Origin of the sequence: Nocardioides bruguierae, assembly GCF_023554635.1 — a bacterium.
GTDB lineage: Bacteria > Actinomycetota > Actinomycetes > Propionibacteriales > Nocardioidaceae > Nocardioides > Nocardioides bruguierae.
Window position 1 is genome coordinate 15,296 of sequence record NZ_JAMJPH010000023.1, and the last position, 25,825, is coordinate 41,120.

Here is a 25,825-nt window from a genome sequence, read left to right on the forward strand (position 1 = left end):
CGGGGGTGACCCCGCCGCTCGACCCTCCTCCCGACCCCGACGACGGTCAGGACGAGCCCACCCAGGGCACCATCCAGCCCGCCTCGGCGGGCGCCATGACGGCGCTCGTCGTGCTCGGCATCGTCATCGGCTGGACCTACCACCGCGTCGCGGTCGCCCTCTTCGGCACCGCGCCCCTGGTGACGTGGGCACCGCCGGCCGTCCTGGCGCTGGTCGGCGTGAGCCTGCTCGTCACCGCTCGGGCCACTCACCGGCAGGTGCACGTGCGCCGGCAGCGGCTCGAGGCGCACCGTGCCGTCAACCGCCTGGCGCTCGGTCGCGCGGCCACCTACGTGGGCGCCCTGGTCGGCGGCGGGTACCTGGGCTACGCGATCAGCTGGCTCGGTGTGCCCTCCGAGGCGGCCACCCAGCGACTCGTCCTGTCCGGCCTCGCCGCGCTGGCCGCGGTGGTCGTCGTGGTGGGCGGGATCCTGCTGGAACGCGCGTGTCGCGTCCCCGAAGACGACTCCGACGCCTAGCCTGCGTCCATGAGCACCACTTCTGCCCCCTCCGCCACATCAGTCACAGCTGACCAGGGCGGGGAGGCGCAGGACGCCGGCACGCCCGGTCGTTCCTCATCGCGCCGGCTCCAGCGCTCCACCCGGCTGACCGTCGCCACCGGCCTGGTCGCGCTCTCGGCGCTGCTGGTCGTCGGCGCCGTGCCCACCGGGTCGTGGCTGCTGGTCAGCGCGGCCGCGGTGGCCTCCGTCGTCCTCGGCCTCGCGGCCAGCCGGATCACCTACGCCGAGCTGCGCGAGTCCCGCCGCGAGCACCAGCGCGACCGCGCCGAGCAGGCCCAGGCCTACCGCCGGCTCGCCGAGGCCCGGGCCGAGGAGCACGCCGCCCGCGTCGCCACCTTGAACGAGCAGATCGCCGAGCGCGAGAAGGCGCTCGAGGAGCTCGGCACCGAGCTGGGCGGCGCCCAGAAGAACGTCGCCGAGGGCGTCCGCGCCCTGGGCGTGGAGAAGCGCCGCTACGAGGAGCTCCAGCGCCTCCAGCGCCGCACCGAGGTCGGCCGGGACGAGGCGGAGAACCGCGCCGCCGAGGCCATCGTGAGCCTCGCCGAGCTCGAGGGCGAGGTCGAGACCCTCCGCGCCGAGCTCCAGCAGGTCACCGCCGCGTGGCACCGCGCCGAGGCCGCCTCGCGCCGCCACGCCTGAGCACCGCCCCCAGGACGCCCGCCGCATCCCTCACTCAGGCGGTGGGCCAGCGACGTCGCGCGGCCGGACACCACCCCCTTCCTCGTCCGGCCGGGCGACGTCGTCGCGTCCGGGCCGGCGCGCACGGGTGTCGGGCACCGGTGCTGGCTCCTGCCGGGTGAGGCCGGTGCGGCATGATGTCGTGCCGTGACTGACCCGCTGCCTGAGATCAAGACCGACCTCGTGAGCCGGTTCGAGGACGACCCCGACGAGCTCGTGGAGCGCACCGAGCTGCCCGTCGGGTGGCACGTCGACAGCCCCGACGCCGGCGACCGGTTCCAGGTGGCCCGGCTGACGCACCTGCTGCGGGCCCACGAGCGGCACGGCCGCGGCTGGGCGGGCGCCGGCGTCGACGACGTCCTGCTGGAGGTCTCCGAGCAGGGCCTGCTGACGCGGGAGAACGTCGTCGTCCGCGACGCCGCCGGCACCATCCAGGCCTGGGGCAGCGTGCACGACCGCGCGGGTGGGCGGATGCTGTTCGTGCACGTCGTCTCCCGCGAGCTGCACGGCGCCGAGGCCGACGCCTGCTCCGACGCGCTGTTCGAGTGGGCCCGCGGCCAGGCCCGCGCCATCGGCGCCGCCCGCGGCCTGCCGACCCAGCAGATCGACACCGGCGCCTTCGAGGACGACGAGCGCCAGGCCCGCTGGCTCACCGGCGCCGGCTTCCGGCACGTCCGCACCTGGTGGCAGATGAGCCGCCCCGGCGAGGAGGGCGACGCCGACCTCGTGCCCGACCCCACCGACTGGGAGCGCAAGGGCATCCGGTTCCGGCTCGTCGACCGCGAGGGCAGCGACCTGCCGGCCGAGGAGGACCTGCGCGCCGTCCACGACGTGCTCGAGCAGGCGTTCAAGGACCACTTCAACTCCTTCGAGGAGACCTTCACCGAGTTCCTGCGCCGCACGCGCGAGGAGCCCGGGCACCGGTGGAGCCACTGGTGGATCGCCGAGATCGTCGACGGCGAGGGCGACCCCGAGCCCGTCGGTGCGCTGGTGGGCGAGGCCTCGGAGTCCTCCACCGGCCCCGGCTCGTCCTACGTCTCCTACATCGGCGTGCTCGAGGCCGCCCGCGGCCGCGGCGTCGCCACCGGCCTGCTGCGCACGATCATCGCCGACGCCGCCCGCCGTGGCCGCGGCTCCGTGGGCCTGGAGGTCGACGCGGACTCCTCCACCGGTGCCCAGCGCCTCTACTCCGGCCTCGGCTGGCGGACCAAGTACGTCACCCAGTCCTGGCACTTCGACGTCCCGGTGGGCTGAGCCGCCAATAGTGCGCGACGAAAAGCACCGGAATCGCCGCCGACGAGGTGCTTTTCGTCGCGCACTATGTGGCGAGCGGTGGTGGATGAAGCCTCAACCACCGGGGCCTAGGCTGGGGGAGTGAACCGCCCCCTCAAGCGCCTCGGCTTCCTCACCATCGGTCTCTTCGACCCGGCCTCGCCGCGGGAGGGGCACGAGTCCACGCTGCGGCTGATCGAGCACGGCGAGCGCCTCGGCCTGGACTCCGCGTGGCTGCGGCACCGGCACCTCCAGCACGGCATCTCCTCGCCGGTCGCGGTGCTGGCGGCGGCCACCCAGCGCACCTCGCGCATCGACCTCGGGACGGCGGTGACGCCGCTGGGCTGGGAGAACCCGCTGCGCCTGGCCGAGGACTGGGCGACGGTCGACGTCCTCTCCGGCGGCCGGCTGAACCCGGGGGTCTCGGTCGGTCCGCCGATGCGCTGGGACGACGTGAAGGGCGCGCTCTACCCCGACACCGCCGACGTCGAGGACCTCACCTACACCCGCGTCGAGCGGCTGCTGGGGCACCTGCGCGGCGAGCCGACCAGCCCGTTCGAGGGGACGGTGGGCATCGAGACCTTCTCGCGCCAGGTGCAGCCGCAGGCGGCCGGCCTGGCCGAGCGGGTCTGGTACGGCGCCGGGTCGCTGCGGTCGGTGGCGTTCGCGGCCTCGCAGGGGCTGAACCTGCTCACCTCGTCCGTGCTGACGGGGGTGCGGGCCGAGCCGGGGGAGGAGCCCGACTTCGCGGCGCTCCAGGCCGAGCAGGTCCGGGCCTTCCGGGCGGCGCACCCGGCCGGCGAGGCGGCGCGCGTCTCCCAGGGCCTGGTGGTGATCCCCACCGACTCCGCGAGTCCCGAGCAGGCGCGCCGCTACGCCGAGTACGCCGCGTCCCGCCTCGAGCGCACCCGCAGCCCGCAGGGGCCGGGCGGCCTGCTGTTCGCCCCCGACCTCGTCGGCCCGAGCGAGGAGCTGGCCGAGCGGCTGGCCGCGCACGCGGCCTTCGCCGAGGTCGAGGAGGTCGCGTTCGCGCTGCCGTTCACCTTCGGCGAGGCCGACCTCGTCCAGATCCTCACCGACTACGCCACGCGCCTCGGCCCGCTCCTCGGCTGGTCGCCCGCCCGCTGACCCCGCCGAGTCGGCAGCACGTCACTGCCGACTCGGCGCAGGGGTCGGGCAGAGGCGTCAGGCGGAGTCGGCCAGGGACGCGCGCAGCGCCTTGTGCAGCCCACCGGGGGTGAGGACGCCGGCGAAGCCGACGCGCCCGTCGCGCACCGCGACCCGGGGCTGGTCGTGGCGCAGCATCGTGGCCAGGGCCTCCTCCAGGGTGCAGCCGAGGTCGACCACGGCCTCGACGTCGCCGCCGGAGACCCCGTCGAGCGGCTCGAGGTGCTCGCGGGTCAGCTCGATTACCGAGAGCCGGCGCAGCCCGCGCTCGGCGCCCACGAAGTCGGCCACGAACGCGTCGGCCGGGTGGGCGAGCACCTCGGCCGGCGACCCGTGCTGGGCGAGGCGGCCGCCCTCGGCGAAGACCGCCACCCGGTCGCCCATGGCGATGGCCTCGTCGATGTCGTGGGTGACCAGCACGACGGTCTTGCCCAGCTCGCGCTGGAGGCGGCCGAACTCCTCCTGCAGCCGCACCCGCACGACGGGGTCGACGGCGCCGAACGGCTCGTCCATCAGCAGCACGGGCGGGTCGGCGGCGAGCGCCCGGGCCACGCCGACGCGCTGGCGCTGCCCGCCGGAGAGCTGGTGCGGGAACCGGCGCCCCTGCGCGGCCGGGTCGAGCCCGACGAGCTCGAGCAGGTGCTCGGCGCGCTCGCGGGCCACCTTCTTGGACTCCCCGAGCAGCAGCGGCACGGTCATGACGTTCTCGGTGATCCGCTGGTGCGGGAACAGCCCGACGGCCTGGATCACGTAGCCGATGCCGCGCCGCAGCTCGGTGGCGTCGAGGCCGGTGACGTCGCGGCCGTCGATCTCGATCGTGCCGTGGGTGGGCTCGATCAGCCGGTTGATCATCTTCAGCGTCGTCGACTTGCCGCAGCCCGAGGGGCCGACGAGCACCGTCAGGGAGCCGCGCGGGACGTCCAGGTCGAGGTCGTGCACCGCCACCGTGCCGTCGTCGTAGCGCTTGCCCAGACCACGCAGCCTGATCATCGGGGTGGTCGAGGAGGCGGTGCCGTCACCGGTAGCGTCCATGCGCGTGACCCTACTGGCGAGCGCCGACGCGGGGACCACCTGCTACTCACGGCTGACCAACGACTGGCTGTGCTGGCAGTACGTCTCCGACTACCGCACCGAGATCACCGACGCGACCGTGCAGCACCTGCAGATCACGCTCGTCTCCGTGGTCGTGGCGCTGGCCCTGTCCTTCCCGCTGGCGCTGCTGGCCCGGCGCTACGCCCGGCTCGAGTCGCCGATCCTCGGGCTGGCCACGGGGCTCTACACGGTGCCCTCCATCGCGCTGCTGCCGCTCCTGGTGCCCTTCACCGGCCTCAGCGCCACCACCGTGGTGATCGGGCTCGCGCTGTACGCGCTGACGGTCCTCGTCCGCGCCTTCCTCGACGGCCTGCGCTCGGTGCCCGAGGAGGTGCGGGAGTCCGCCACCGGCCTGGGCTACGGACGAGGCAGGCTGCTGCTCCGGGTGGAGCTGCCGCTGGCGATCCCCGTCGTGATGGCCGGGCTGCGGGTCGCCACCGTCTCCACGGTGGCACTGACGACGGTGGGCTCGCTGGTCGCCCACGGCGGGCTGGGCAACCTCATCGCCAGCGGTGTCACCAGCGACTTCCGTGCCGAGCTGCTCACCGCCGCCGTGCTCTGCGTCGTCATCGCGGTGGCGCTCGACGTGGTGCTGGTGCTGGTGCAGCGGCTGTTGACGCCGTGGACCCGGACGGGGGCGGGCGCATGACCGTCCTCTCCGACGCCTGGGCGTTCCTCACCGACCCGGCCAGCTGGACCGGCTCCGGCGGCATGCTCCAGCTGCTCGGCCAGCAGCTGCTGATCACGCTGGTGGCGCTGCTGCTGGCGCTCCTGGTCGGGCTGCCGGTCGCGCTGTGGCTCGGGCACCTCGGCCGCGGCGGCTTCCTCGCCGTCAACGTCTCGAACGTCGGCCGCGCCATCCCCACCTTCGCGCTGCTGGCCCTCCTGGTCGCCGCCGACCCCTGGGACGTGACCGGCGGGCTCTTCCCCGGCACCGCCTACGCGGGCCCGTTCGGCCGGGCCGGGGTCTCGACGCTCGTGGCGCTGGCCCTGTTCGCGCTGCCGCCGATCATCACCAACGCCTACACGGCCGTGCGCGAGGTGCCGGCCGACGTGCGCGAGTCGGCCACCGGCCTCGGGATGAGCGGGAGCCAGCTGTTCTGGCGCACCGAGCTGCCGCTGGCGATGCCGCTGATCGCCACCGGCGTCCGGCTCGCCCTGGTGCAGATCTGGGCGACGGCCACGATCGCGGCCCTCGTGGCCGGCCCGGGCCTGGGCCGGGTGATCACGGACGGCTTCTACCGGACCCTCTACGGCCAGGGCATCGCCGGTGCGCTCGTGGTCGCGCTGGTGGCCCTCGTCCTGGAGCTGCTCGCAGCCCTCGCCCAGCGCCTGGTGGCGCCCGCGCACCTGCGGGCCTGAGGCCGCCGGGGCCGCGGGGCGGCCCGCCACGGGACCCCTCACCCGGGTGAGAACGGAATGTCGGCGGCCGCGCCTAGGCTCGACCGTCGTCCCTCCGGTGGCCGCGCTCGGCGGCCGCAGCACGGGAGGACGAGGCAGCGGGGGCCTCCCGCTGACCGGACACGCGCGGTCCGCACCCTGCCGGGTGGGCCGCGGGACACAGAAGGTTGGACCCCGCCATGAAGCAGACCCCGCTGCGCCGTGCCCTCGGCGCCCTCGCCGGCACGCTGGCGCTCTCCGTCGCCCTCACCGCCTGCGCCGGCGACGACCTGGCCTCCGACAGCGGCAGCTCCGAGGGGTCCTCGGCGTCGGCCGGCGGCTCGCTCACCATCGCCAGCCAGAGCTTCGCCGAGGCCGAGCTGGTCTCGAACATGTACCAGCTGCTGCTGGAGGACGCCGGCTACGACGTCACCCTCCAGCTCGTCGACGCCCGCGACGCCTACATGGCCGACTTCCCCGGCGACGTCGACGTCGTGCCCGAGTACGTGGGCGGCATCGTCAACTTCCTCAACACCCGCGAGAACGGCGCGAACGCCGAGGCCTTCACCGAGGCCGACGGCCAGGACATGGCGGACGCCGGTGCGGACCTGCTCGACGCCGCGGGCATCACCCTGCTCGACGTCTCCGAGGCCGCGGACGCCAACGCCTACTTCGTCACCCAGGACTACTCCGACGCCAACGGCGTCACCGCGCTCTCCGACCTCGAGGGCCAGAAGGTCGTCCTCGCGGCGGCCCCCGACTGCGAGGGTCGCGCCGACTGCGAGGCCGGGCTCGAGGACGTCTACGGCATCGACATCACCAAGCTGCTGCCGCTCGGCTACGCCTCCGAGCAGACCTACTCGTCGGTGATCGACGGCGAGTCCGACCTCGGCCAGACCTCCACCACCGACGGCACGCTGGAGTCCCAGGGCCTCGTCGTCCTGGACGACGACCAGGGCATCCAGCCCGCCCAGAACCTGGTGCCGGCCATCTCCACCGAGTTCCTGGACGCCCACCCCGACGTGGCCGACGTGCTGGACCCGCTGATGGCGGCGCTCGACACCGACACCCTCGCCGAGCTCAACGGCCGGATCAGCGTCGACCGGGCCAAGCCCGCCGACGTGGCGCAGGAGTTCCTCACCGACGCCGGCCTGCTCTGACGCAGCCCGTCTCCCGACGCCCCCGGACGCAGCCCGCGTCCGGGGGCGTCGTCGTGCTGGAGGGGCCGGGCGGGAGGGGCCGGGCGGGAGGGGCCGGGCGGGAGGGGCCGGGAAGGTCGCGGCGCCGGCTACTTCTCGTTCGGCCGCAGCTCGATGGCGGCCCGGGGCACGGTGGCGCGGTCCAGGTCCGGCACGTCGATGACGCGGCCCTGCGGCTCGACCCGGCGGGGCAGCGACCCGTCGTGCTCGCGGACCAGCGTCGCGACGTGCTCGGCCTCGGCCCGGCGGTCCTGCTCGACCAGCCAGCCGACCAGCCGGTGCTCGGGGGCCAGGGCGGCGTCGACGAGCGAGCCGTGCGGCCCCCACAGGGAGACGACGCCGCGCTGGAGGGCGCTCCACCAGGCGTCGCTGCACCCCGGCACCTCGGCCAGGTGGCGCGGCAGGTCGGCGGCCAGCACGGAGCCGCGGAACGTCTCGGACACCTTCTCCGAGCCGTACTCCTCCACCGCCCCCAGCGTGGCCCGCTTGGCCCGCCAGAGCGCCTCCAGGTCCTCGGGCGAGGAGCCGGCGCCGTCGTCGTCGGCCGGGCGCCAGTGGAGGACGACCTCGGGCACGATCCCGATCAACCGGGCCTGCAGGTAGGCCAGCGTGGTGGTGGGCGCGTCGCCCGCCGGGTCCCCGGCCAGCTCGCCGAGCGGCCAGGCCAGGCCGGCGACGTCGTAGAAGCTCCGCTTGAACATCTTGTTGCCGGCCATCGAGTCACCGAGGACCCGCGGGTACTGCTCGAGCAGGCACGCCCGGCGCGCGTGCGTGTGCCGCATGCGGGCGGGCTCGAGCAGGCGGTCGCCCTCCCAGCGGGCGTAGGAGCCCGTGACCACGTCGGCGCCGCTGCGGCGCATCTGCTTCCACAGGGCGGCGTAGGCGCCGGGAGGCACGACGCTGCTGCCGTCGACGAACGCGAGCAGGGCCCCGGTGGCCACCTGCACGCCGGCGTTGCGGGCGGCGCCGGTGCCCACGCGCTCGCGTCGCAGCACGCGGACGCGGTCGGGGTGCGCCTGCGCGTAGGAGTCGGCCACGTCCGCGGAGGAGTCGGTCGAGCCGTCGTCCACCACGACCACCTCGAGCGGGCCGTGCTCCTGGCCGAGCACCGAGTCGAGGCAGGCGGCGAGCCGGTCCTCGTCGTCGCGGACGGTGACCACCACGCTCAGCAGGGGAGGGGTGCGGCGCAGGAGCCCGGTCAACGGCGTCATGGCGGTCACCGTAGTCAGCCGGGTGCTCGGGAGGACGACGGGCGTCCGCATGTGACCTGCGCCACTCCCAGGAGATGTTCGGAACCCGGCCGCCCGGTCGTACCGTGGTCACCGGAACACCAGACGTCTTGTACCCGGAGCCGGCCCGTCCCTGAGACCAGGGGCAGGTGGACGGCCGGGACGGGAACGGAGAGGTCCTGAGGATGCACCCTGCCCACACCGACGTGGCACCCACCCAGCCCGAGCGCGCCCGCCTGAGGATCGGCGTCATCGGCGCCGGCCGCGTGGGAGCCGTCCTGGCGGCCCGCCTGCGCGCCGCCGGCCACGAGGTCGTCGCCGCCTCGGGCGAGTCCGACGCGAGCCGTCGGCGCCTGGCCGACCTGCTGCCGGGCGTCGGAGTGCGCAAGCCGACCGACGTCGCCCGCGCCGCCGACCTGCTGCTGCTCACCGTCCCCGACGACATGCTGCGCAACGTCGCGACGACCCTGGCCGACGCGGGCGCGCTGCGCCCCGGACAGGTCGTGCTGCACACCTCCGGCCGCCACGGCCTCGCCGTGCTCGAGCCGGCCCGCGCGGTCGGCGCCCGCACCGGCGCCCTGCACCCCGCGCTCACCTTCACCGGCACCGCCGTCGACCTCGACCGGCTCGCCGGCTGCGTGTTCGGGCTGACCGCCGACGAGGCCGAGCACGACCTGCTCGACGGGCTCGTCGCCGACCTCGGCGGCCGCCCCACCTGGGTGCCCGAGAGCCGCCGCACGCTCTACCACGCGGGCCTGGCGCACGGCGCGAACCACCTGGTCACGCTCGTGGCCGAGGCCAAGGAGGTGCTCGCCGCCGCCGGCGTCGACGACACCAGCGGCACGCTGCGCCCGCTGCTCGAGGCAGCCCTGGCGAACGCCCTGGAGTCCGGGGACGCGGCGCTGACCGGCCCCATCGTCCGGGGGGACGTCGGCACCGTCCGCGCCCACGTCAGCGACCTTCTCGCCCAGGCGCCGCACACGCTCGGCTCCTACCTGGCGCTCGCGCAGGCCACGGTCTCCCGGGCGGTGCTCGACGGTCGGCTCACGGCCCTGCGCGCCGCCGCCGTCCGCACCGTCCTGGCCGACGCCGAGGAGCGGCTGCTCTCCCGCAGCGCGCCGCGGGCGACGTCCGGGCAGACCCTCGGCGCGACCATGCGTGGCTACCAGGGGGACGTCCGATGACCGCGACCACCACTGCGACCGCCACCCGGCGCCCGGTCCTCGTCCGCACCCGTGAGGAGCTGGCGGCGGCGATCGCCGAGCGCCAGGTCGTGCTCGGGCGGCCGGGGCGCGTGGGCCTGGTGCCCACCATGGGCGCCCTGCACGACGGCCACGCGAGCCTCATGCGCGCGGCCCGCGAGCAGGTCGGCGACGGCCCGCTGGTCGTCTCGGTCTTCGTGAACCCGTTGCAGTTCGGCGCGGGCGAGGACCTCGACCGCTACCCCCGCACCCTGGACGCCGACCTCGAGGTCTGCGCCGAGGCCGGGGTCGACGTCGTCTTCGCCCCGACGGTCGCCGAGATGTACCCGACGTGGCCGGCGCAGCCGCAGGTCACCGTCGAGCCCGGCCCGCTGGGCGAGGTGCTCGAGGGGGCCACCCGGCCCGGCCACTACCGCGGCGTCCTCACCGTCGTGGCCAAGCTCTTCGGCCTCGTCCGCCCCGACCTCGCGATCTTCGGCGAGAAGGACTACCAGCAGCTCGTGCTCATCAAGCAGATGGCGGCCGACCTCTGCCTGCCGGTCGAGGTCGTCGGCGGCGCCACCCGCCGCGAGACCGACGGTCTCGCCCTCTCCAGCCGCAACCGCTACCTGGACGAGGACCAGCGCCGCGTCTCCCTCGCGCTCTCCCGCGCGCTGCTGGCGGGGCAGGCCGCGGGGGTGGACGGTGCGGCCGCCGTCCGCGCGGCCGCCGGTGCCGTGCTCGCGGCCGAGCCCGGCCTCGAGCTGGACTACCTGGCCCTCACCGACCCGGCCCTCGGCGACCTGCCGCAGGCGCCCGAGCCCGGCACCGCCGCGCAGCTGCTCGTGGCCGCGAAGGTCGGCACGACCCGCCTCATCGACAACGTGCCCGTCTCGCTCGACTGACGCCGGCCCGTCGACGACCCCCACCCCTGGAGGACCCGTGCTCCGCACGATGATGACCTCGAAGATCCACCGCGCCACCGTGACCCAGGCCGACCTGCACTACGTCGGCTCGGTGACGGTCGACGAGGACCTGCTCGACGCCGCCGACCTGCTGCCCGGCGAGCTGGTGCACATCGTCGACATCACCAACGGCGCCCGGTTGGAGACCTACACGATCGCCGGGCCCCGCGGCTCCGGCGTGCTCGGCATCAACGGCGCCGCCGCGCACCTGGTGCACCCGGGCGACCTGGTCATCCTCATCGCCTACGGCCAGATGGACACCGCCGAGGCCCGCACGCACGTGCCGCACGTCGTCTTCGTCGACGAGCACAACCGCGTGCTGGAGACGGGCGGCGACCCGGCGTCCGTGGGCACGGGCGACGGGCGCGTCAGCGACCCCCGCACCGGTCTCACCCGAGGTGACGCCGTCGGGGCCGTCGGCGTCGGGCGCTAGCCTGACCAGGATGTCCACGCCTGCCGCACGGCTCCCGAGCCGCACCGTCCCCGGCCGTCTCGCGGCCCCCGAGCCCGGCTGGACCGAGCGGGCCGACGTGGTCGTGGTCGGCTCCGGCGTGGCCGGCCTGACCGCCGCGCTGCGGCTGGTCGAGGCGCTCGGCCCCGACGCCGACGTCGTCGTGGTCACCAAGGACCGGATCTCCGTCGGGTCCACCCGGTGGGCGCAGGGCGGTGTGGCCGCCGCGCTCGGCCCGGGCGACACCCCGCACGAGCACGAGGTCGACACCCTCGTCGCGGGCGCCGGCGCCTGCGACGCCGAGGCGGTCAGGGTGCTGGTCGAGGAGGGCCCGGAGGCCGTCCGTGAGCTCATCGGCCTCGGCGCCCAGTTCGACCTCGACCCCGAGGGCGAGCTCTCCCTGACCCGCGAGGGCGGCCACCACCGCGACCGGATCATCCACGCCGGCGGCGATGCCACCGGCGCCGAGATCCAGCGCGCCCTCGTCGCGGCGGTGGGCCGCAACCCGCAGATCCGCATCGTCAAGCGCGCCCACGTCCTCGACCTCGCGCTGGCCGAGGACGGCGGCGTGGCCGGCCTGACCCTGCACGAGATGGGCCAGGGCCAGCACGACGGCGTCGGTCTCGTCCGTGCCCGCGCGGTGGTGCTCGCCTCGGGCGGGCTCGGCCAGGTCTTCAGCCAGACCACGAACCCGTCGGTCTCCACCGGCGACGGCATGGCGCTGGCCTTGCGCGCCGGTGCGACGCTGCGCGACCTCGAGTTCGTCCAGTTCCACCCCACCGTCATGTACCTCGGCCCCCTGGCCGCGGGGCAGCAGCCGCTGATCTCGGAGGCGGTGCGCGGCGAGGGTGCGTTCCTCGTCGACGGCCTCGAGAGCGAGGGCGGGACGCGGTTCATGACCGGCGTCCACGAGCTGGCCGACCTGGCCCCGCGCGACGTCGTCGCCAAGGCCATCCGCCGCCGGATGATCGAGACCGGCATGCCGCACATGTGGCTCGACGCCCGTCACCTGGGCACCGACCGCGGCGAGGACCCGGAGGCGTTCTGGCAGCGCCGGTTCCCGACCATCCTCGCCACGTGCCGCAGCCACGGCGTCGACCCGGTCACCGACCTCATCCCCGTCGCCCCCGCCTGCCACTACGCCTCCGGCGGCGTCGCCACCGACACGTGGGGACGCACCGACGTGCCCGGCCTCTACGCCACCGGCGAGGTGGCCTGCTCCGGCGTGCACGGGGCCAACCGGCTGGCCTCCAACTCCCTGCTCGAGGGACTCGTCTTCTCGCGCCGGATCGCCGACGTCCTGCCCGGTGAGCTGCGCGGGTGGGCCGAGCCCGTCGAGGACGCCCGCACCGCCGGACTCGTCGCAGCCGAGGCCCGGCACGGGCTGCAGGAGGTCATGACCGACCAGGTCGGCGTCCTGCGCCACGCCGCGGGCCTGGCGATCGCCGACCAGGTGCTCGCGCAGATGCACGGAGCCACCGACGAGGAGCCGTACCTGGACTCCTGGGAGGTCACGAACCTCGCCACCCTGTCCACCGCGCTCACCGGCGCCGCGACGCTGCGCCAGGAGACCCGCGGCTCGCACTGGCGCGAGGACCACCCCGACCGCGACGACGCCGCGTGGGCGGGCCACGTCGACGTCCGACTCCTCGACGGCGAGATGAGCTGGACGTTCTTCCCGGCCGGGGCCACGGACCAGGACCTGGACGCCGCGGACGGCGCCACCGCCGGCACCACCGCTGGCACCACTGCTGACACCACCGCTGACACCGACGGGGAGGGCGCCGCGTGAGCGCGATCCGACAGACGCCGCTGGCCGGCATGGACCCCGCGCTGGTCGCGGAGATCGCCGACGCCGGCCTCTCGCCGGAGGCGGTGCACGCGCACGTGGCGCTCGCCTTCTCCGAGGACCTGCCGGGCGGCGCCGAGGACGCGACCTCGGCCGCGATGCCGCCCATGGGCACGGCGACCGCCGACCTGGCCAGCCGCCAGGAGGGCGTCGTCGCCGGCCTCGCGATCGCCGAGCTGGCCTTCCGCTACGCGCTCGGCCCGGCCGTCGAGGTGCTGGCTCGCGTGCCCGACGGCACCCGGGTCGTCCCCGGCGACGTCGTGATGACGGTGCGCGGTCCGGTGGCCGGCGTCCTCACCGCGGAGCGGACCGCCCTCAACTTCGCCTCCCACCTCTCGGGCGTCGCCACGGCGACCGCTCGGTGGGTCGACGCGCTGGAGGGCACCGGCTGCCGGGTGCTGGACACTCGCAAGACGCTGCCCGGGTGGCGCGACCTGCAGAAGTACGCCGTGCGCTGCGGTGGCGGCGTCAACCACCGGTTCTCCCTGGTCGACCGGGCGATGGTGAAGGACAACCACGTGGTGGCCGCGGGCGGGGTCGTGGAGGCCTACCGGGCCGTCCGCGAGCGCGACGGCGTGATCCGGGTGGAGGTGGAGGTCCAGGACCTCGACGAGCTGCGCGCGGTGCTCGAGGCGGGTTGCACGGAGGTGCTGCTCGACAACATGGGTCCCGACCTGCTGCGCCAGGCGGTCGCGATCAACGCCGAGCTGACCGGTGGCGAGGCCACCCTGGAGGCCTCCGGCGGGCTGACCATCGAGCGCGCCCGGGCGGTCGGGGAGACCGGGGTCGACTTCGTCTCCTCCGGCGCGCTCACGCACTCGGTGACGGTGCTCGACCTCGGCCTGGACTTCCGGGAGGACTGAGCCCGTGGCCCCCGCTGCACCGCAGCCCGCCGGGCGGCTGCTGAGCGTCGTCCTCGGCAACGCCAGCACCGCCCTGGGCGTCGTCGCCCCCGGCGAGCGGGGCGGCGAGGTGGTGCGGCACTGGACGCTCTCCTCCGACGAGCGCCGCACCGCCGACGAGTGGGCCGTGCTGGTGCGCGGCCTGGTCGGGCCCCACCTGGACGAGGTGGAGGGCGTCGCCGTGGCCGCCACGGTGCCGTGGGTGCTCGGCCGGTGGCGCGAGATGCTCGAGCGGCACCTGCCCGACCTGCCGGTCGTGGTGGTGGGCGCCGGCGTGCGCACCGGCATCCCCGTGCTCACCGACAACCCGCGCGAGGTGGGTGCCGACCGGGTCGTCAACGCCCTCGCCGCGCTCACGCGCTGGGGCGGGCCGGCGGTCGTGGTCGACGTCGGCGGCACCGCCGTCACCCTCGAGGTGGTCAACGCCGCGGGGCAGTACGTGGGCGGCGCGATCGCGCCCGGCGTGGAGGTCGGGCTCGAGGGTCTCGGACGACGGGCCGCGCAGCTGCGGCAGGTCGAGCTGGTCCGCCCGCGCTCGGTGGTCGCCCGCAACACCGTGGAGGCCGTGCAGTCCGGCCTCGTCCACGGCACCGCCGCGATGGTCGAGGGACTGGTCCGCCGGGCGCTGGCCGAGCAGGACCTCGACCCCGCCACCACACGGGTCGTCGCCACCGGCGCCTACGCCGGCCTCGTCGCGGACGAGGCGGGCTGCTTCACCGACGTCGAGCCGCACCTCACCCTCCTCGGCCTGGGGCTGGTCTTCGCGCGCAACCACCGCTAGCCGGCGGTCGAGGAAGGACGAAGTCCTGTCTCGAGACCACCGACGCCTCTCCGGTGCGCGCCCCGGCCGGGTGCGGGGATCTCGTGGCTCCTCGCCGGTGCTCGTCGCACCTCGATCACCGGTGAGGCGACGAGCGCACGTCGAGACCACCACCGCCACGGAGCCCCGCCGGCCCAGGACCGGCCCAGGACCGGCCCAGGACCGCCCCACCCCGCTGGTGCGCCCGGGCTGGCTACCGTCTGCTCTCGTGCAGATGATCCTGGGGCCGGCCGTCGGCCCGGTCGAGGCCGACGCTGTCGCCGACCACTACCCGTGGCCCGAGCGCGGGCCCGCCGAGGTCCGTCGCCCCTGGGTGCGGGCGATGATGGTCTCCACGCTGGACGGCGCGGCCGCAGGTGCAGACGGCCTCAGCCTCTCGGTCTCCGGCACCGCCGACCGGGCGGTCTTCACCGCCGTCCGCAGGTTCGCCGACGTCGTCCTCGTGGGCGGCGGCACGCTGGCCGCCGAGGAGTACGGGCCCATGCGGGCGAACCCGGACGACGCGGCCCGCCGCGCCGCGCAGGGGCAGGCCCCGGCCTCGAGGCTCGCGGTGGTCTCCGGCTCGCTGCGCCTCCCGCTGGGCGAGGACGGCTTCCTCGCCTCCGACCTGCCGCCGCTCGTCTACACGACCGAGCAGTCCCCGGCCGACGCCCGCGCGGCCCTGGCCGACCGGTGCGAGCTGGTCGTGCTGCCCGGCGAGCGCGTCGACGTCGCCGCCGTCCTGGCCGACCTCGCGGCCCGCGGCCTGTGGCGCGTGGTGTGCGAGGGTGGCCCGACCCTGCTGCGGCAGGTGACCGCCGCCGGCCTGCTCGACGAGGCCGACCTGACCTTCTCGCCGGTGCTCGCCGGCACCTCCACCACCCCCACCACCGAGGTGCTCGGCGACCCCGCCCGGTTCGCCCTGCGCCACGTGCTCACCGAGGACGGGTTCCTCATGGGCCGCTACGTCCGGGAGGACCTCGCATGATCGACCTCCGCTCCCTCGCCGCCCTGCTCGACCGCTACGGCGACGACCTCGACCTGCCGGTGGCCCCGTTCACGATCGACGGCACCGAGCACGACACCGACACCGACCCGGTGCTCATGGGCGTGGTGAACCTGTCGCAGGACTCCTGGTACCGGGAGTCGGTCGTGCCGGACGCGCCGGCCGCGCTGCGGCTGGGCCGCATCCTGGCCGCCCAGGGCGCCCACGTGGTGGACGTCGGCGCGGAGTCCGTGCAGGCGCACGCCGCCCGGGTCGCCGAGCAGCGGCAGGCCGACCAGCTGGTGCCCGTGGTCACCGACCTCGTCGCTGCGGGGGTGCCGGTGTCGGTCGAGAGCTACCACCCCTCCGTCGTGGAGGCCTGCCTGAAGGCGGGGGCGAGCGTGCTCAACCTGACCGGTTCCGGCGAGGACGAGGCGATGTTCGACCTCGCCGGTCGGCACGGCGCGTCCGTGGTGATGTGCGACGTCGGTGGCGAGAACCCGCGCGAGCTCGAGGCGGCCGCCGGCCCCGCCGACGACCCGATGGGTGCGGCGCTGGACCGGTTCGCCGCCCGGATCGAGCACGCCCGCTCGCTGGGGGTGCGCTCGATCGCCGTCGACCCCGGCGTCGGGTTCGGGTTCGCCTGGAACCCCGACTACGTCGACCGGGCGCGGTACCAGGCCGCCGTCCTGCTGCAGACGTTCCGGCTGCGCCGCCTCGGGGTGCCGGTGTGCCACGCGCTGCCGGCGGCGATGAACCACTTCCGCGAGGAGGTCACCACCGCCGAGGGGTTCTTCGCGGTGCTCGCCTCGCTCGGCCGCACCGGCGTGCTGCGCACCCACGAGATCTCCCGCGTGCGCGGCGTGCTGCACGCCATGGCGGACTTCTCCCCGGACCCGGACCGTCGCTGATCCCGTTTTCCGGCGGCCCTGCTCTCCCGAGGCCTGTCCAGGAATTCATGCCGATTCCCGGTGGTGGAGCAATCTTCGCGTATTCGTGCTGGCGCGACCCCGGCCCGGGCAAAGGTCCTGTGCGACGGGCGTCGTTTCGCGAATTCAATTCCACAAGGGCGTCCGCGAGTTTGCGCGGAAAGGCGTAATTACTGCTAGCGTCGGCGACGAATTGATTCAGAGTCTTCTCGCGGCCCGCATTGTCAGGGTGGCATTGCCGCCGAATTCTGCGGGAGTCTCACCGACGAAAGGAAAATGTTCATGGCGCAGAAGGTGCAGATCATTCTCGAGGACGACCTCGACGGTTCCGAGGCCACCGAGACGGTGCAGTTCGGGCTCGACGGCGTCTCCTACGAGATCGACCTCTCCGACGAGCACGCCGGTGAGCTCCGCGAGGCGCTGGCCCTCTACGTGGGCAACGGCCGCAAGGTCGCCGGCCGTCGTTCCTCGGGCGGGGCCAAGAAGGCCGCCGCCGCGACCGGCTCCGGCCCCTCCGCCAAGGAGATCCGTGACTGGGCCCGCGAGAACGGTCACGACGTGCCCGACCGCGGCCGGGTCTCCGCCGAGGTGCGCGAGGCCTACGACGCCGCGCACTGACGCCACCGCAGCACCCCGACCCGCCCGCCGGCGGGTCCCACGGCGCTCGTCCCCGGTGCGGGGCGGGCGCCGTGCCCGTCCCTCCCTCGCCGTGGCGTGTTCGCTGACAGCGGATGCCCTCCTGACCCGTTCCGGGAACGCGTAGGGTGGGCGAAGGGTTGGAAGGACCAGAGCCCCACCGTCCCTGGCGGTGGGTTCCCCCAGTACGAGGAGCGATGCCCATGTTCGAGCGGTTCACGGACCGTGCCCGCCGGGTGGTCGTGCTGGCCCAGGAAGAGGCCCGCATGCTCTCCCACAACTACATCGGGACCGAGCACATCCTGCTCGGCCTCATCCACGAGGGTGAGGGTGTCGCCGCGAAGGCTCTGGAGTCCCTGGACATCTCGCTCGAGGCTGTGCGTGCGCAGGTCGAGGAGATCATCGGTCAGGGTCAGCAGGCGCCGAGTGGCCACATCCCGTTCACCCCGCGCGCCAAGAAGGTGCTCGAGCTGTCCCTGCGCGAGGCGCTGCAGCTCGGCCACTCCTACATCGGGACCGAGCACATCCTGCTCGGCCTCATCCGCGAGGGCGAGGGCGTCGCCGCCCAGGTCCTGCAGAAGCTGGGCGCGGACCTCAACCGCGTCCGCCAGCAGGTCATCCAGCTGCTCTCCGGCTTCCAGGGCAAGGAGTCCAGCCAGTCGGCGCAGGCGGCGACGACCGGCGGGGGCGAGTCCCCCTCATCCTCCCTGGTGCTCGACCAGTTCGGGCGCAACCTCACCCAGGACGCGCGCGACGGCAAGCTCGACCCGATCATCGGTCGGGCCGTGCAGATCGAGCGCGTGATGCAGGTGCTGTCCCGCCGCACCAAGAACAACCCGGTCCTCATCGGCGAGCCCGGCGTCGGCAAGACGTCGATCGTCGAGGGCCTGGCGCAGGACATCGTCAAGGGCAACGTGCCGGAGACGCTGAAGGACAAGCAGATCTACACGCTCGACCTCGGCGCCCTGGTGGCGGGCTCCCGCTACCGCGGTGACTTCGAGGAGCGCCTGAAGAAGGTGCTCAAGGAGATCCGCACCCGCGGCGACATCGTCCTGTTCATCGACGAGATCCACACCCTCGTGGGTGCGGGTGCCGCCGAGGGCGCGATCGACGCCGCCAGCATCCTCAAGCCGATGCTGGCCCGCGGCGAGCTGCAGACCATCGGCGCGACCACCCTCGACGAGTACCGCAAGTACCTGGAGAAGGACGCCGCGCTCGAGCGCCGCTTCCAGCCCATCCAGGTGCCCGAGCCCTCGATCGCCGACACGATCGAGATGCTCAAGGGCATCCGCGACCGGTACGAGGCGCACCACCGCGTCACGATCACGGACGAGGCGCTGGTCTCGGCCGCGACGCTGGCCGACCGCTACATCTCCGACCGCTTCCTGCCCGACAAGGCGATCGACCTCATCGACGAGGCGGGCTCGCGCCTGCGCATCCGTCGCATGACGGCCCCGGCCGACCTGCGCGAGTTCGACACCGAGATCGGCGAGGTCCGCCAGCGCAAGGAGGCGGCGATCGACGGTCAGGACTTCGAGGCCGCCGCGCGCCTGCGCGACGAGGAGAAGCAGCTCATCCTCAAGAAGTCCGAGCGCGAGAAGCAGTGGCGCTCCGGCGACATGGACGAGGTGGCGGAGGTCGACGAGGAGCTGATCGCCGAGGTGCTCGCCGTGGCGACCGGCATCCCGATCGTCAAGCTCTCCGAGGAGGAGTCCACGCGACTGCTCAAGATGGAGGACGAGCTCCACAAGCGCGTCATCGGTCAGGACGAGGCCGTCAAGGCCCTCTCCCGCGCCATCCGCCGCACTCGTGCCGGCCTGAAGGACCCGAAGCGCCCCGGCGGTTCGTTCATCTTCGCCGGCCCCTCCGGTGTCGGCAAGACGTGGCTGTCGAAGACGCTGGCGGAGTTCCTCTTCGGTGACGAGGACGCGCTCATCCAGCTCGACATGTCCGAGTTCAGCGAGAAGCACACCGTCTCGCGGCTGTTCGGCTCCCCGCCAGGATACGTCGGTTACGAGGAGGGCGGCCAGCTCACCGAGAAGGTGCGCCGCAAGCCGTTCTCCGTGGTCCTCTTCGACGAGGTCGAGAAGGCCCACCCGGACATCTTCAACAGCCTCCTGCAGATCCTGGAGGAGGGGCGACTGACCGACTCGCAGGGTCGTGTCGTCGACTTCAAGAACACCGTCATCATCATGACCACCAACCTGGGTAGCCGGGACATGGCGCAGTCCGTGAACCTCGGCTTCAACCAGGCCGGTGACGCCGCCGGCTCGTACGAGCGGATGAAGTCGAAGGTGTCGGAGGAGCTGAAGATCCACTTCCGCCCCGAGTTCCTGAACCGTGTCGACGAGGTCATCGTCTTCCCGCCGCTGAGCCAGGAGCAGATCATCTCGATGGTCGACAACATGATCGCCGCCGTGGAGGTCCGCCTCCGCGACCGCGACATGGCGATCGAGCTGACCCAGGCGGCCAAGGACCTGCTCGCCGAGCGCGGCTTCGACCCGGTGCTCGGTGCCCGTCCGCTGCGCCGCACGGTGCAGCGCGAGGTGGAGGACGTCCTGGCCGAGAAGATGCTCTACGGCGAGGTCGGCCCCGGCCAAATCGTGCTCGTGGACGTCGAGGGCGAGGGTGCTGCCCGCACCTTCACCTTCCAGGGCCAGAAGGTCGCCGAGCTGCCCGACCTGCCCCCGCTGGAGACCGCCAGCGCGAGCGAGTCCGGCGGCGGCGCGGCCGACGTGCCGAAGTCGGGCGGCAGCCCGTCCAGCGGTGAGGGCGGCGCGACCGCCCAGGGCTGAGCCCGCCACCGGCTGACCAGCAGCCGACGGCCCCGGGACCGCGAGGTCCCGGGGCCGTCGTGCGTCCGGAGCCAGGGACCATGCGGCGTCAGGGCAGGGCGTAGACGTCCTCGGCGACGTGCACGAGGAGGCCGTCGGCGACCAGCGCGGCCAGGCACCGCAGCCGCTGGGCCTCCGGGCCCCACGCCGCGTCCAGGGCGGAGCGGTGGACGGGTCCGTCGGCGTCGCGCAGCACCGCCATGAGGCGCCCGCGGCACTGGCGGTCGGTGCCGTCCCAGGCCTGGGCGCGGCGGGCGGGCCCGTCGTAGGCGGGGTAGCCGGCCGCGCGCCAGGCGCACTGGTCGGCCACGGGGCACGCCTCGCACCGCGGCCCGGCCGCCGTGCAGACCAGGGCGCCGAGCTCCATCACGGCCACCGCCCAGGTGGCGGCGGTCGCGTCGTCGTCGGGCACCAGCAGCGCAGCCTCCTCGCGCTCGGCCTTCGTCACCGAGGGGCGGGGGTGCTCCGCGCCGCCGACGACCCGGCCCAGCACCCGCCGCACGTTGGTGTCGAGCACGACGTGCCGCCGGCCGAAGGCGAAGGACGCCACGGCCGCCGCGGTGTAGTCACCGACACCGGGCAGGGCCAGGAGAGCCCCGTGGTCGTCCGGGACGAGGCCGTCGTGCCGCTCGGTGATCGCCACCGCGGCCGCGTGCAGCCGCAGGGCCCGGCGGGGGTAGCCCAGGCGCCCCCAGGCCCGCACGGCCTCGCCCACCGGCTCGGCGGCCAGGGCGGCCGGGGTGGGCCAGCGCTCGAGCCAGGCGGCGTGCACGGGCAGCACCCGGACGACGGGCGTCTGCTGGAGCATCAGCTCGGAGACCAGCACCGACCAGGGGCTCGCCTCCGGCCGCCGCCAGGGCAGGTCGCGGGCGTGCTCGTCGTACCAGTCGAGGACGGGCTCGTGGAGCGTCGAGTCGGGCACGGCCCGACATTCTGCCCGTCGGTGTGCCTCCGACCGCCAGGGGGCACGGCTGACTAGCGTGCTGGCCATGCCCCGCCGTCGTCCCCGTGCCGCCCGGAGGGCCTCGTGAGCCGCGGTCGCCTGCCCGCCCGCGTGTACTGGGTCCGACGCGTCGTCGTGCTCGGCGCCGTCGCGCTGCTCGTCGCCGTCGTGGTGGGCGCGGTCCGGCTCGTCGCCGGGCCCGGCACCACCGAGCAGGCCCAGCAGGTCTCGGCGGGCACGGAGGCGGGCACGTCCGCGAGCGCCGACCCCTCCGCCGACGCCACCGCCGACGCCACCGCGAGCGCGGGCCAGAGCACGGGCCAGCGCAAGAAGAAGCGCACGGCCACCGCCACGCCCACGCCGACCCCCGCGGAGCCCGAGGGCACCTGCGAGGACAGCCAGGTGGTCGTGACCCCGACCGTCGGCACCGTCTACGCGGGCGCCGGCGCCACGTTCACCCTCGAGCTGAGCACCCGCAAGGTGGCCGCCTGCTGGTTCGACGTCTCCCCGCGCACGGTCGTGGTGAAGGTCAGCGACGACGACGGGGAGGTGTGGTCGACCCGTGAGTGCCGCCGCGCCCTGACCGACCTCTCGGTCAGCCGCCTGGCGGTGCGACGCGACTCCACGACGCCGGTGTCCCTCGCCTGGAGCGGCCGGGAGTCCGACGAGGGCTGCACGGTCAGCACCGACTGGGCCGAGCCGGGGGAGTACGAGCTCCAGGCGGCGTCGCTGGGCGGCGAGGCCGGCAGCACCACGTTCACCATCACCACGCCCTGACCGGCGAGCAGCCGGCGACCGCCCGGCACCGGCCGGGCCCCACCGAGGAGCACCCGTGACCGGACCCGTCGAGTACGACCTGCGCGGCGGCTGCGCCCGCCTCACCCTCAGCGCCCCCGACCGGGGCAACGCCCTCAACACCGCCTCGGCCGGTGCGCTGCTTGCCGCCGTGCAGCAGGCCGGGCGCGACGGCGCACGGGTGATCCTGCTGCGCGCCCAGGGGCGCTTCTTCTGCGTGGGTGGCGACCTCGCGGCCTTCGCGGGCTCCGACGACGTGGGCGGCTACGTCGACGACCTGGCCGAGACGCTGCACCGCACGGTCTCCGAGCTGACCCGCAGCCCCGCCGTCGTCGTCTCCGCCGTGCAGGGCGCGGCGGCCGGTGCCGGGTTCCCGCTGGCCGCGGCGGCCGACGTCGTCCTCGCGGCCCGCTCCGCCTCCTTCGGCCTCGGCTACGGCCGCGTCGGTCTCTCCGTCGACGGCGGCACCACCCTGCTCACCCAGACCCTCGGCCTGCACCGCACGCTGCGGCTGGCGCTGCTGGGAGACCGGCTCACCGCCGCCGAGGCGCACGACGCCGGCCTCGTCGCCCGCGTCGTCGAGGACGACGGCCTGGACGCCGCGTCCGAGGAGGTGGTCGCCTCCCTGCTGGCCGGCTCGGCGAGCGCCGCGGCCCGCACGAAGGCCCTGCTGCGCGAGGGCCTGGGGGTGGTGCCCGAGGCGCTCATGCGCGAGGAGACGTTGGCCATCCGCGCCCTCGTCGAGAGCCCGGACGGTCGGGAGGGCGTGCGCGCGTTCCTGGCCAAGGAGCCGCCGGCGTTCGGCTGAGCGCCCGGCCGCGGGAGACGTCCTCGTCAGTCCGCGGCTGCGGCCAGGACAGCGGTGAGGTACGGGGCGACCAGCGCGGCCAGCTCGTCCTCGTCGGCGTCCTGCGGCACGGCGCGCCGCAGGACCAGGAGCATCAGCGAGCCGTGCACGAGGTCGCCGAGCAGGTCGGTGGAGAGGCCGACGGGCTCGCCGCGCTCCAGGGCCCGGCGACGGATGAGGTCGATGGCCTCCACGGGGGCCGGGTCGACCGTGGCGCCGACCGGCGGTGCGGCCTCGGCCGGTCCACCGTCGGGGGCGGCGGGCAGCGCGTCGAGCGCCAGTCGGTGCCGGACGAGGGTGGCCGGCTGCGACCACGACTGGAGCAGCCCCACCATCAGCGCGCTGAGGTCGCCGGCGAAGGAGCCGGTGTCCTCCGGGTCGGGCTCGACCACCGAGGAGGCCACCGCGTCGGCCAGCAGGCGCTCCTTGTCCTGCCAGCGCAGGTAGATCGACGACTTGCCCACGCCGGCGCGGCGGGCCACGCCGTTGAGGCTGAAGCCGGCCCGACCGTAGGCGGCGTACTCCGCGACCGCGGCACGCATGATGCGCTCGTCCGCCCCGACCTCGCGCGGGCGCCCCACCGACCTGACCTGGCTCATGCGGCTGATCCTGGCAGAAGGTAAAGACCCGGGGCGGTTTGTTTCAGTTCCGCCTGCGTCCAGATATGCCGAGGCACCTACCCAGAACCGGGCTCGACCACCGTACGGGCGAGGCGGTAGCGCACACGCGCGCCTAGCGTCGGCACGCCCCCGCGTCCCGCGGGCGGCAGGACGACGGGCGCCGTGCACGTGCGGCGCAGGAGGGGGCGGACCGTGCCCGAGGAGCACAGCAGCAGCATCAAGGACCCGGAGCTGTACGAGTCGCTGCGGGAGGACGGCGCTTCCAAGCAGAAGGCCGCCCGGATCGCCAACGCGGCCGCGGCCTCGAGCCGCGAGGAGGTCGGGTCCCGCGGTGGTGGGTCGGGCAGCTACGAGGACTGGACGGTCGAGCAGCTGCGCGAGCGGGCCCGGGAGCTGGACGTGGAGGGGCGTTCCTCCATGACCAAGGACGAGCTGGTGGAGGCCTTGCGCGAACAGTGAGTCACTGGTCCGGACCAGGGACCGAGGTCCCACGGACACCGGGCAGGACGGCCTCGCCCGTCCGGGCGAGGCGCGTGACGTGCGGGCCTCGATGACGTATGACTGTGCGGCAGGTCGTCCGCGGTGGACCGGGCAACTTTGCACAAGCGTTCGACATACAGAATATTTACATTTGTGGGGTCACCTCCGCGGGTGAAACCCTTCTCGGCGTCTGTGCTGCGACCCCTCTCGGGGGCTACGTTCTAGTGGTGAGTGCCAACCGACCTGTTCGCGTCGCGCTCATCGACAACTTCGAGGTTTCGTCGGTGGGTCTGCGTTCCATGCTGACCTCCTACACCTCGCGCGTGGTGCTCCTCGACCCTCGCGCGGCCCTGGAGAGGCCGACGACCGTCGACGTCGTGCTCTACGAGCCGGCCCGGCAGACGCCGACCTCCCAGGCGATGCTCCGTGACCTGGTGCGCGGCTCCGGTGCCGTGGCCGCGATCTACTCGTGGCGCGACCCGGACGGCGACTCGGTGCGCGGCAGCTTCGCCATCCACCTCTCGAAGGCCATGCCGGTCTCCGACCTGGTGGCCTCCGTGGAGGCGTTGCGCGACGGCGGCGAGGTCGCCTCGCTGCGGCGCATCCCGGCCGACCCCGGTCCGCTGTCCGTCATCGACCAGACGGTCGACGGCGCGCACGACCTGACCCCGCGCGAGGCCGAGATCCTCTCGCTGGTCACCCAGGGGCTGACCAACTCCGAGATCGGGGCGCGGCTCTACCTGAGCATCAACTCGGTCAAGACCTACATCCGTGCGGCCTACCGCAAGATCGACGTGACCCGTCGCGCCCAGGCCGTGGCCTGGGGCATGGAGCACGGGCTGGCCCCGCTGGCCGAGATCCGCGGGCCGGAGGCTGCGCCCGGCGACGCGTCCCCGGACGCGTCGGCGGCCGTCGCCGAGGCGCGCCGGCACGCGGTGGAGGCGCTCGGCCAGGAGCCGGTTGCCGAGCAGGCGGGCTCCCTGTGAGTCCGCTTCCCTGACCCGCCTGTCGCGGAGCCTCATTCGTTCGGACGAGACCCGAGCGGGTGAGTTTCGCGGCGGACGAGGCGCCACTACTGTGGCGCCACGGCCCACCGATTCCACCGGCCTCGGGTGAGACATCACCGGACAACGGGTGGAGGGCCCACGCGGCTCTGCCGCAGCCCTCGGCGGGCCCCGAACCGTACTCGGGGCCCGCCGACCAGGCTGGGATCTCTCGACAGGTACCCCGCCTCCCGGCGTTCTAATCAGTGGATCAGTCCACTTCTCAGCCGCGCCGCCGCATGCGCTCGGTGAGGGCGTGCGCCTCGCGCAGCAGCAGCCTGCCCAGCTCGGGGCGGCGAGCGTCCTCGAAACGGTGCTCGACACCGGTGAGCGAGAGCGCGGCCACGGGCCGCTCGTGCAGGTCGAAGACGGCGGCGGCCATGCCCCACGAGCCCCGCACGACGAGCCCGGGGTTGGTCGCCCAGCCCTCGCGCCGGGTCCGCTCCAGCAGCGCGCGCAGCGGCGCCGGGGCGTGCTGCTCGCCGTGCTCGGCCACCAGGTCGACGCGCGAGAGGTAGTCGTCGATCTCGTCCTCGGGCAGGTGCGCGAGCACCGCGATGCCGGCCGAGACCACGCCGAGCGGGAAGCGGGAGCCCTCGTGCAGCACGTGGCTGCGCAGCGGGAAGCTGCCGTCCTCGCGCACCAGGCAGACGGTCTCCTCCCCGCGGCGCACCGAGAAGAAGGCGCTCTCGCCGGTGGCGTCGGCCAGGCGGCGCACGAACGGCTGGGCCAGGGCGGTCACGTCGTAGCGGCGCGCGGCGGCCGCGCCGAGCAGGTACAGCTCGGGGCCCACGTGCCAGTCGCCGGTGCCGGGGTCCCGGTCGGCCAGCCCGGTCTCGGCCAGTGCGGTCAGCAGGCGGTGGGTCGTGGCGCGGGGCAGGCCCGCCGCGCGGGCGAGGGCGGAGGTGCCCGCCCCGTCCGGCTCCGCCCCCGCGAGGGCGCGCAGGACGGCGGCGGTGCGGCCGACGCCGTCCACGGGGGTGTCCACT

The 25,825-nt window shown here is 74.4% G+C and carries 26 protein-coding genes; 21 read left to right on the plus strand and 5 right to left on the minus strand.

The genetic code is table 11. The annotated features are described in order from the left end of the window. Positions 1-5: 5 nt before the first annotated feature. The 4 genes from M8316_RS12300 to M8316_RS12315 all read left to right on the plus strand — a co-directional run bounded on the left by M8316_RS12300 (position 6) and on the right by M8316_RS12315 (position 3,638). Positions 6-518 carry a DUF3180 domain-containing protein gene (locus tag M8316_RS12300; RefSeq protein ID WP_250054987.1) on the plus strand — a complete coding sequence of 171 codons (513 nt, stop codon included), beginning with the start codon at positions 6-8 and terminating at the stop codon, positions 516-518. A gap of 9 nt (positions 519-527) precedes the next feature. Further along, positions 528-1,199 (plus strand): hypothetical protein, encoded by a 672-nt coding sequence (locus M8316_RS12305; RefSeq protein ID WP_250054988.1) that lies wholly within the window; start codon positions 528-530, stop codon positions 1,197-1,199. Between the two features lie 186 nt (positions 1,200-1,385). After that, on the plus strand, positions 1,386-2,492 hold the full coding sequence (locus M8316_RS21125; RefSeq protein ID WP_250054989.1) for a GNAT family N-acetyltransferase: 1,107 nt from the start codon (positions 1,386-1,388) through the stop codon (positions 2,490-2,492). Positions 2,493-2,612: 120 nt separating this feature from the next. Then, complete coding sequence (locus tag M8316_RS12315) at positions 2,613-3,638, plus strand: LLM class flavin-dependent oxidoreductase (RefSeq protein ID WP_250054990.1); 1,026 nt, start codon at positions 2,613-2,615, stop codon at positions 3,636-3,638. A gap of 57 nt (positions 3,639-3,695) precedes the next feature. Here the strand turns inward: M8316_RS12315 and M8316_RS12320 are convergent, their stop codons facing one another. Beyond that, the gene (locus tag M8316_RS12320) at positions 3,696-4,709 is read right to left on the minus strand and encodes an ABC transporter ATP-binding protein (RefSeq protein WP_272495169.1); all 1,014 of its coding nucleotides are present in this window, start codon (positions 4,707-4,709) and stop codon (positions 3,696-3,698) included. 4 nt (positions 4,710-4,713) lie between these two features. Between M8316_RS12320 and M8316_RS12325 the strand changes: the two genes are divergently transcribed. From M8316_RS12325 to M8316_RS12335, 3 genes are all read left to right on the plus strand, one after another. Then, entirely contained in the window at positions 4,714-5,418 is a 705-nt protein-coding gene (locus M8316_RS12325; protein ID WP_250054991.1) for an ABC transporter permease, read from the plus strand. Then, the gene (locus tag M8316_RS12330) at positions 5,415-6,131 is read left to right on the plus strand and encodes an ABC transporter permease (protein WP_250054992.1); all 717 of its coding nucleotides are present in this window, start codon (positions 5,415-5,417) and stop codon (positions 6,129-6,131) included. Before M8316_RS12325 ends, M8316_RS12330 begins: the two co-directional genes overlap by 4 nt. Positions 6,132-6,349: 218 nt before the next feature. Then, positions 6,350-7,309: an ABC transporter substrate-binding protein gene (locus tag M8316_RS12335; RefSeq protein WP_250054993.1), complete on the plus strand. Its 960-nt coding sequence runs from the start codon at positions 6,350-6,352 to the stop codon at positions 7,307-7,309. Positions 7,310-7,437: 128 nt separating this feature from the next. On the opposite strand, the gene M8316_RS12340 is transcribed toward M8316_RS12335, so the two are convergent. Next, complete coding sequence (locus tag M8316_RS12340) at positions 7,438-8,559, minus strand: glycosyltransferase family 2 protein (RefSeq protein WP_250054995.1); 1,122 nt, start codon at positions 8,557-8,559, stop codon at positions 7,438-7,440. Between the two features lie 203 nt (positions 8,560-8,762). Between M8316_RS12340 and M8316_RS12345 the strand changes: the two genes are divergently transcribed. The 10 genes from M8316_RS12345 to M8316_RS12390 all read left to right on the plus strand — a co-directional run bounded on the left by M8316_RS12345 (position 8,763) and on the right by M8316_RS12390 (position 20,069). Continuing rightward, positions 8,763-9,761, plus strand: coding sequence for a Rossmann-like and DUF2520 domain-containing protein (locus M8316_RS12345; RefSeq protein WP_250054997.1), 999 nt, complete (start codon positions 8,763-8,765; stop codon positions 9,759-9,761). Then, positions 9,758-10,663: a pantoate--beta-alanine ligase gene (gene panC / locus M8316_RS12350; protein WP_250054999.1), complete on the plus strand. Its 906-nt coding sequence runs from the start codon at positions 9,758-9,760 to the stop codon at positions 10,661-10,663. Before M8316_RS12345 ends, panC begins: the two co-directional genes overlap by 4 nt. 37 nt (positions 10,664-10,700) lie before the next feature. Then, entirely contained in the window at positions 10,701-11,156 is a 456-nt protein-coding gene (gene panD, locus M8316_RS12355; protein ID WP_250055001.1) for an aspartate 1-decarboxylase, read from the plus strand. Between the two features lie 10 nt (positions 11,157-11,166). Next, positions 11,167-12,966 carry an L-aspartate oxidase gene (locus M8316_RS12360; RefSeq protein ID WP_250055003.1) on the plus strand — a complete coding sequence of 600 codons (1,800 nt, stop codon included), beginning with the start codon at positions 11,167-11,169 and terminating at the stop codon, positions 12,964-12,966. Further along, positions 12,963-13,886 (plus strand): carboxylating nicotinate-nucleotide diphosphorylase, encoded by a 924-nt coding sequence (nadC, locus tag M8316_RS12365; RefSeq protein WP_308196012.1) that lies wholly within the window; start codon positions 12,963-12,965, stop codon positions 13,884-13,886. The genes M8316_RS12360 and nadC overlap by 4 nt, the downstream gene beginning before the upstream one ends. A 4-nt stretch (positions 13,887-13,890) precedes the next feature. Further along, positions 13,891-14,706 carry a type III pantothenate kinase gene (locus tag M8316_RS12370; protein WP_250055004.1) on the plus strand — a complete coding sequence of 272 codons (816 nt, stop codon included), beginning with the start codon at positions 13,891-13,893 and terminating at the stop codon, positions 14,704-14,706. 253 nt (positions 14,707-14,959) lie between these two features. Further along, the gene (locus M8316_RS12375) at positions 14,960-15,712 is read left to right on the plus strand and encodes a dihydrofolate reductase family protein (RefSeq protein ID WP_250055125.1); all 753 of its coding nucleotides are present in this window, start codon (positions 14,960-14,962) and stop codon (positions 15,710-15,712) included. Continuing rightward, complete coding sequence (locus M8316_RS12380) at positions 15,709-16,620, plus strand: dihydropteroate synthase (protein ID WP_250055005.1); 912 nt, start codon at positions 15,709-15,711, stop codon at positions 16,618-16,620. The genes M8316_RS12375 and M8316_RS12380 overlap by 4 nt, the downstream gene beginning before the upstream one ends. Before the next feature lie 300 nt (positions 16,621-16,920). Further along, positions 16,921-17,256 carry a histone-like nucleoid-structuring protein Lsr2 gene (locus M8316_RS12385; protein WP_250055006.1) on the plus strand — a complete coding sequence of 112 codons (336 nt, stop codon included), beginning with the start codon at positions 16,921-16,923 and terminating at the stop codon, positions 17,254-17,256. A 221-nt stretch (positions 17,257-17,477) separates the two neighbouring features. Next, positions 17,478-20,069 carry an ATP-dependent Clp protease ATP-binding subunit gene (locus tag M8316_RS12390; protein ID WP_250055007.1) on the plus strand — a complete coding sequence of 864 codons (2,592 nt, stop codon included), beginning with the start codon at positions 17,478-17,480 and terminating at the stop codon, positions 20,067-20,069. 88 nt (positions 20,070-20,157) lie between these two features. On the opposite strand, the gene M8316_RS12395 is transcribed toward M8316_RS12390, so the two are convergent. Continuing rightward, complete coding sequence (locus tag M8316_RS12395; RefSeq protein ID WP_250055008.1) at positions 20,158-21,030, minus strand: HhH-GPD family protein; 873 nt, start codon at positions 21,028-21,030, stop codon at positions 20,158-20,160. A 105-nt stretch (positions 21,031-21,135) separates the two neighbouring features. Here M8316_RS12395 and M8316_RS12400 point away from each other — a divergent pair, with 105 nt between their 5' ends. Beyond that, on the plus strand, positions 21,136-21,828 hold the full coding sequence (locus M8316_RS12400) for a hypothetical protein (RefSeq protein WP_250055009.1): 693 nt from the start codon (positions 21,136-21,138) through the stop codon (positions 21,826-21,828). 55 nt (positions 21,829-21,883) lie between these two features. Further along, complete coding sequence (locus M8316_RS12405; protein ID WP_250055010.1) at positions 21,884-22,654, plus strand: enoyl-CoA hydratase/isomerase family protein; 771 nt, start codon at positions 21,884-21,886, stop codon at positions 22,652-22,654. Between the two features lie 26 nt (positions 22,655-22,680). On the opposite strand, the gene M8316_RS12410 is transcribed toward M8316_RS12405, so the two are convergent. Continuing rightward, positions 22,681-23,292 carry a TetR/AcrR family transcriptional regulator gene (locus tag M8316_RS12410; RefSeq protein WP_250055011.1) on the minus strand — a complete coding sequence of 204 codons (612 nt, stop codon included), beginning with the start codon at positions 23,290-23,292 and terminating at the stop codon, positions 22,681-22,683. A gap of 213 nt (positions 23,293-23,505) precedes the next feature. Here M8316_RS12410 and M8316_RS12415 point away from each other — a divergent pair, with 213 nt between their 5' ends. Then, positions 23,506-23,772, plus strand: a complete 267-nt coding sequence (locus tag M8316_RS12415; RefSeq protein WP_250055013.1) for a DUF7218 family protein — start codon at positions 23,506-23,508, stop codon at positions 23,770-23,772. Positions 23,773-24,077: 305 nt separating this feature from the next. Then, positions 24,078-24,779 (plus strand): helix-turn-helix transcriptional regulator, encoded by a 702-nt coding sequence (locus M8316_RS12420; RefSeq protein WP_250055015.1) that lies wholly within the window; start codon positions 24,078-24,080, stop codon positions 24,777-24,779. A 280-nt stretch (positions 24,780-25,059) separates the two neighbouring features. Here M8316_RS12420 and M8316_RS21130 read toward each other — a convergent pair whose 3' ends face one another. Further along, positions 25,060-25,824, minus strand: a complete 765-nt coding sequence (locus M8316_RS21130; protein ID WP_250055017.1) for an IclR family transcriptional regulator — start codon at positions 25,822-25,824, stop codon at positions 25,060-25,062. Between the last annotated feature and the right edge of the window lies 1 nt (position 25,825).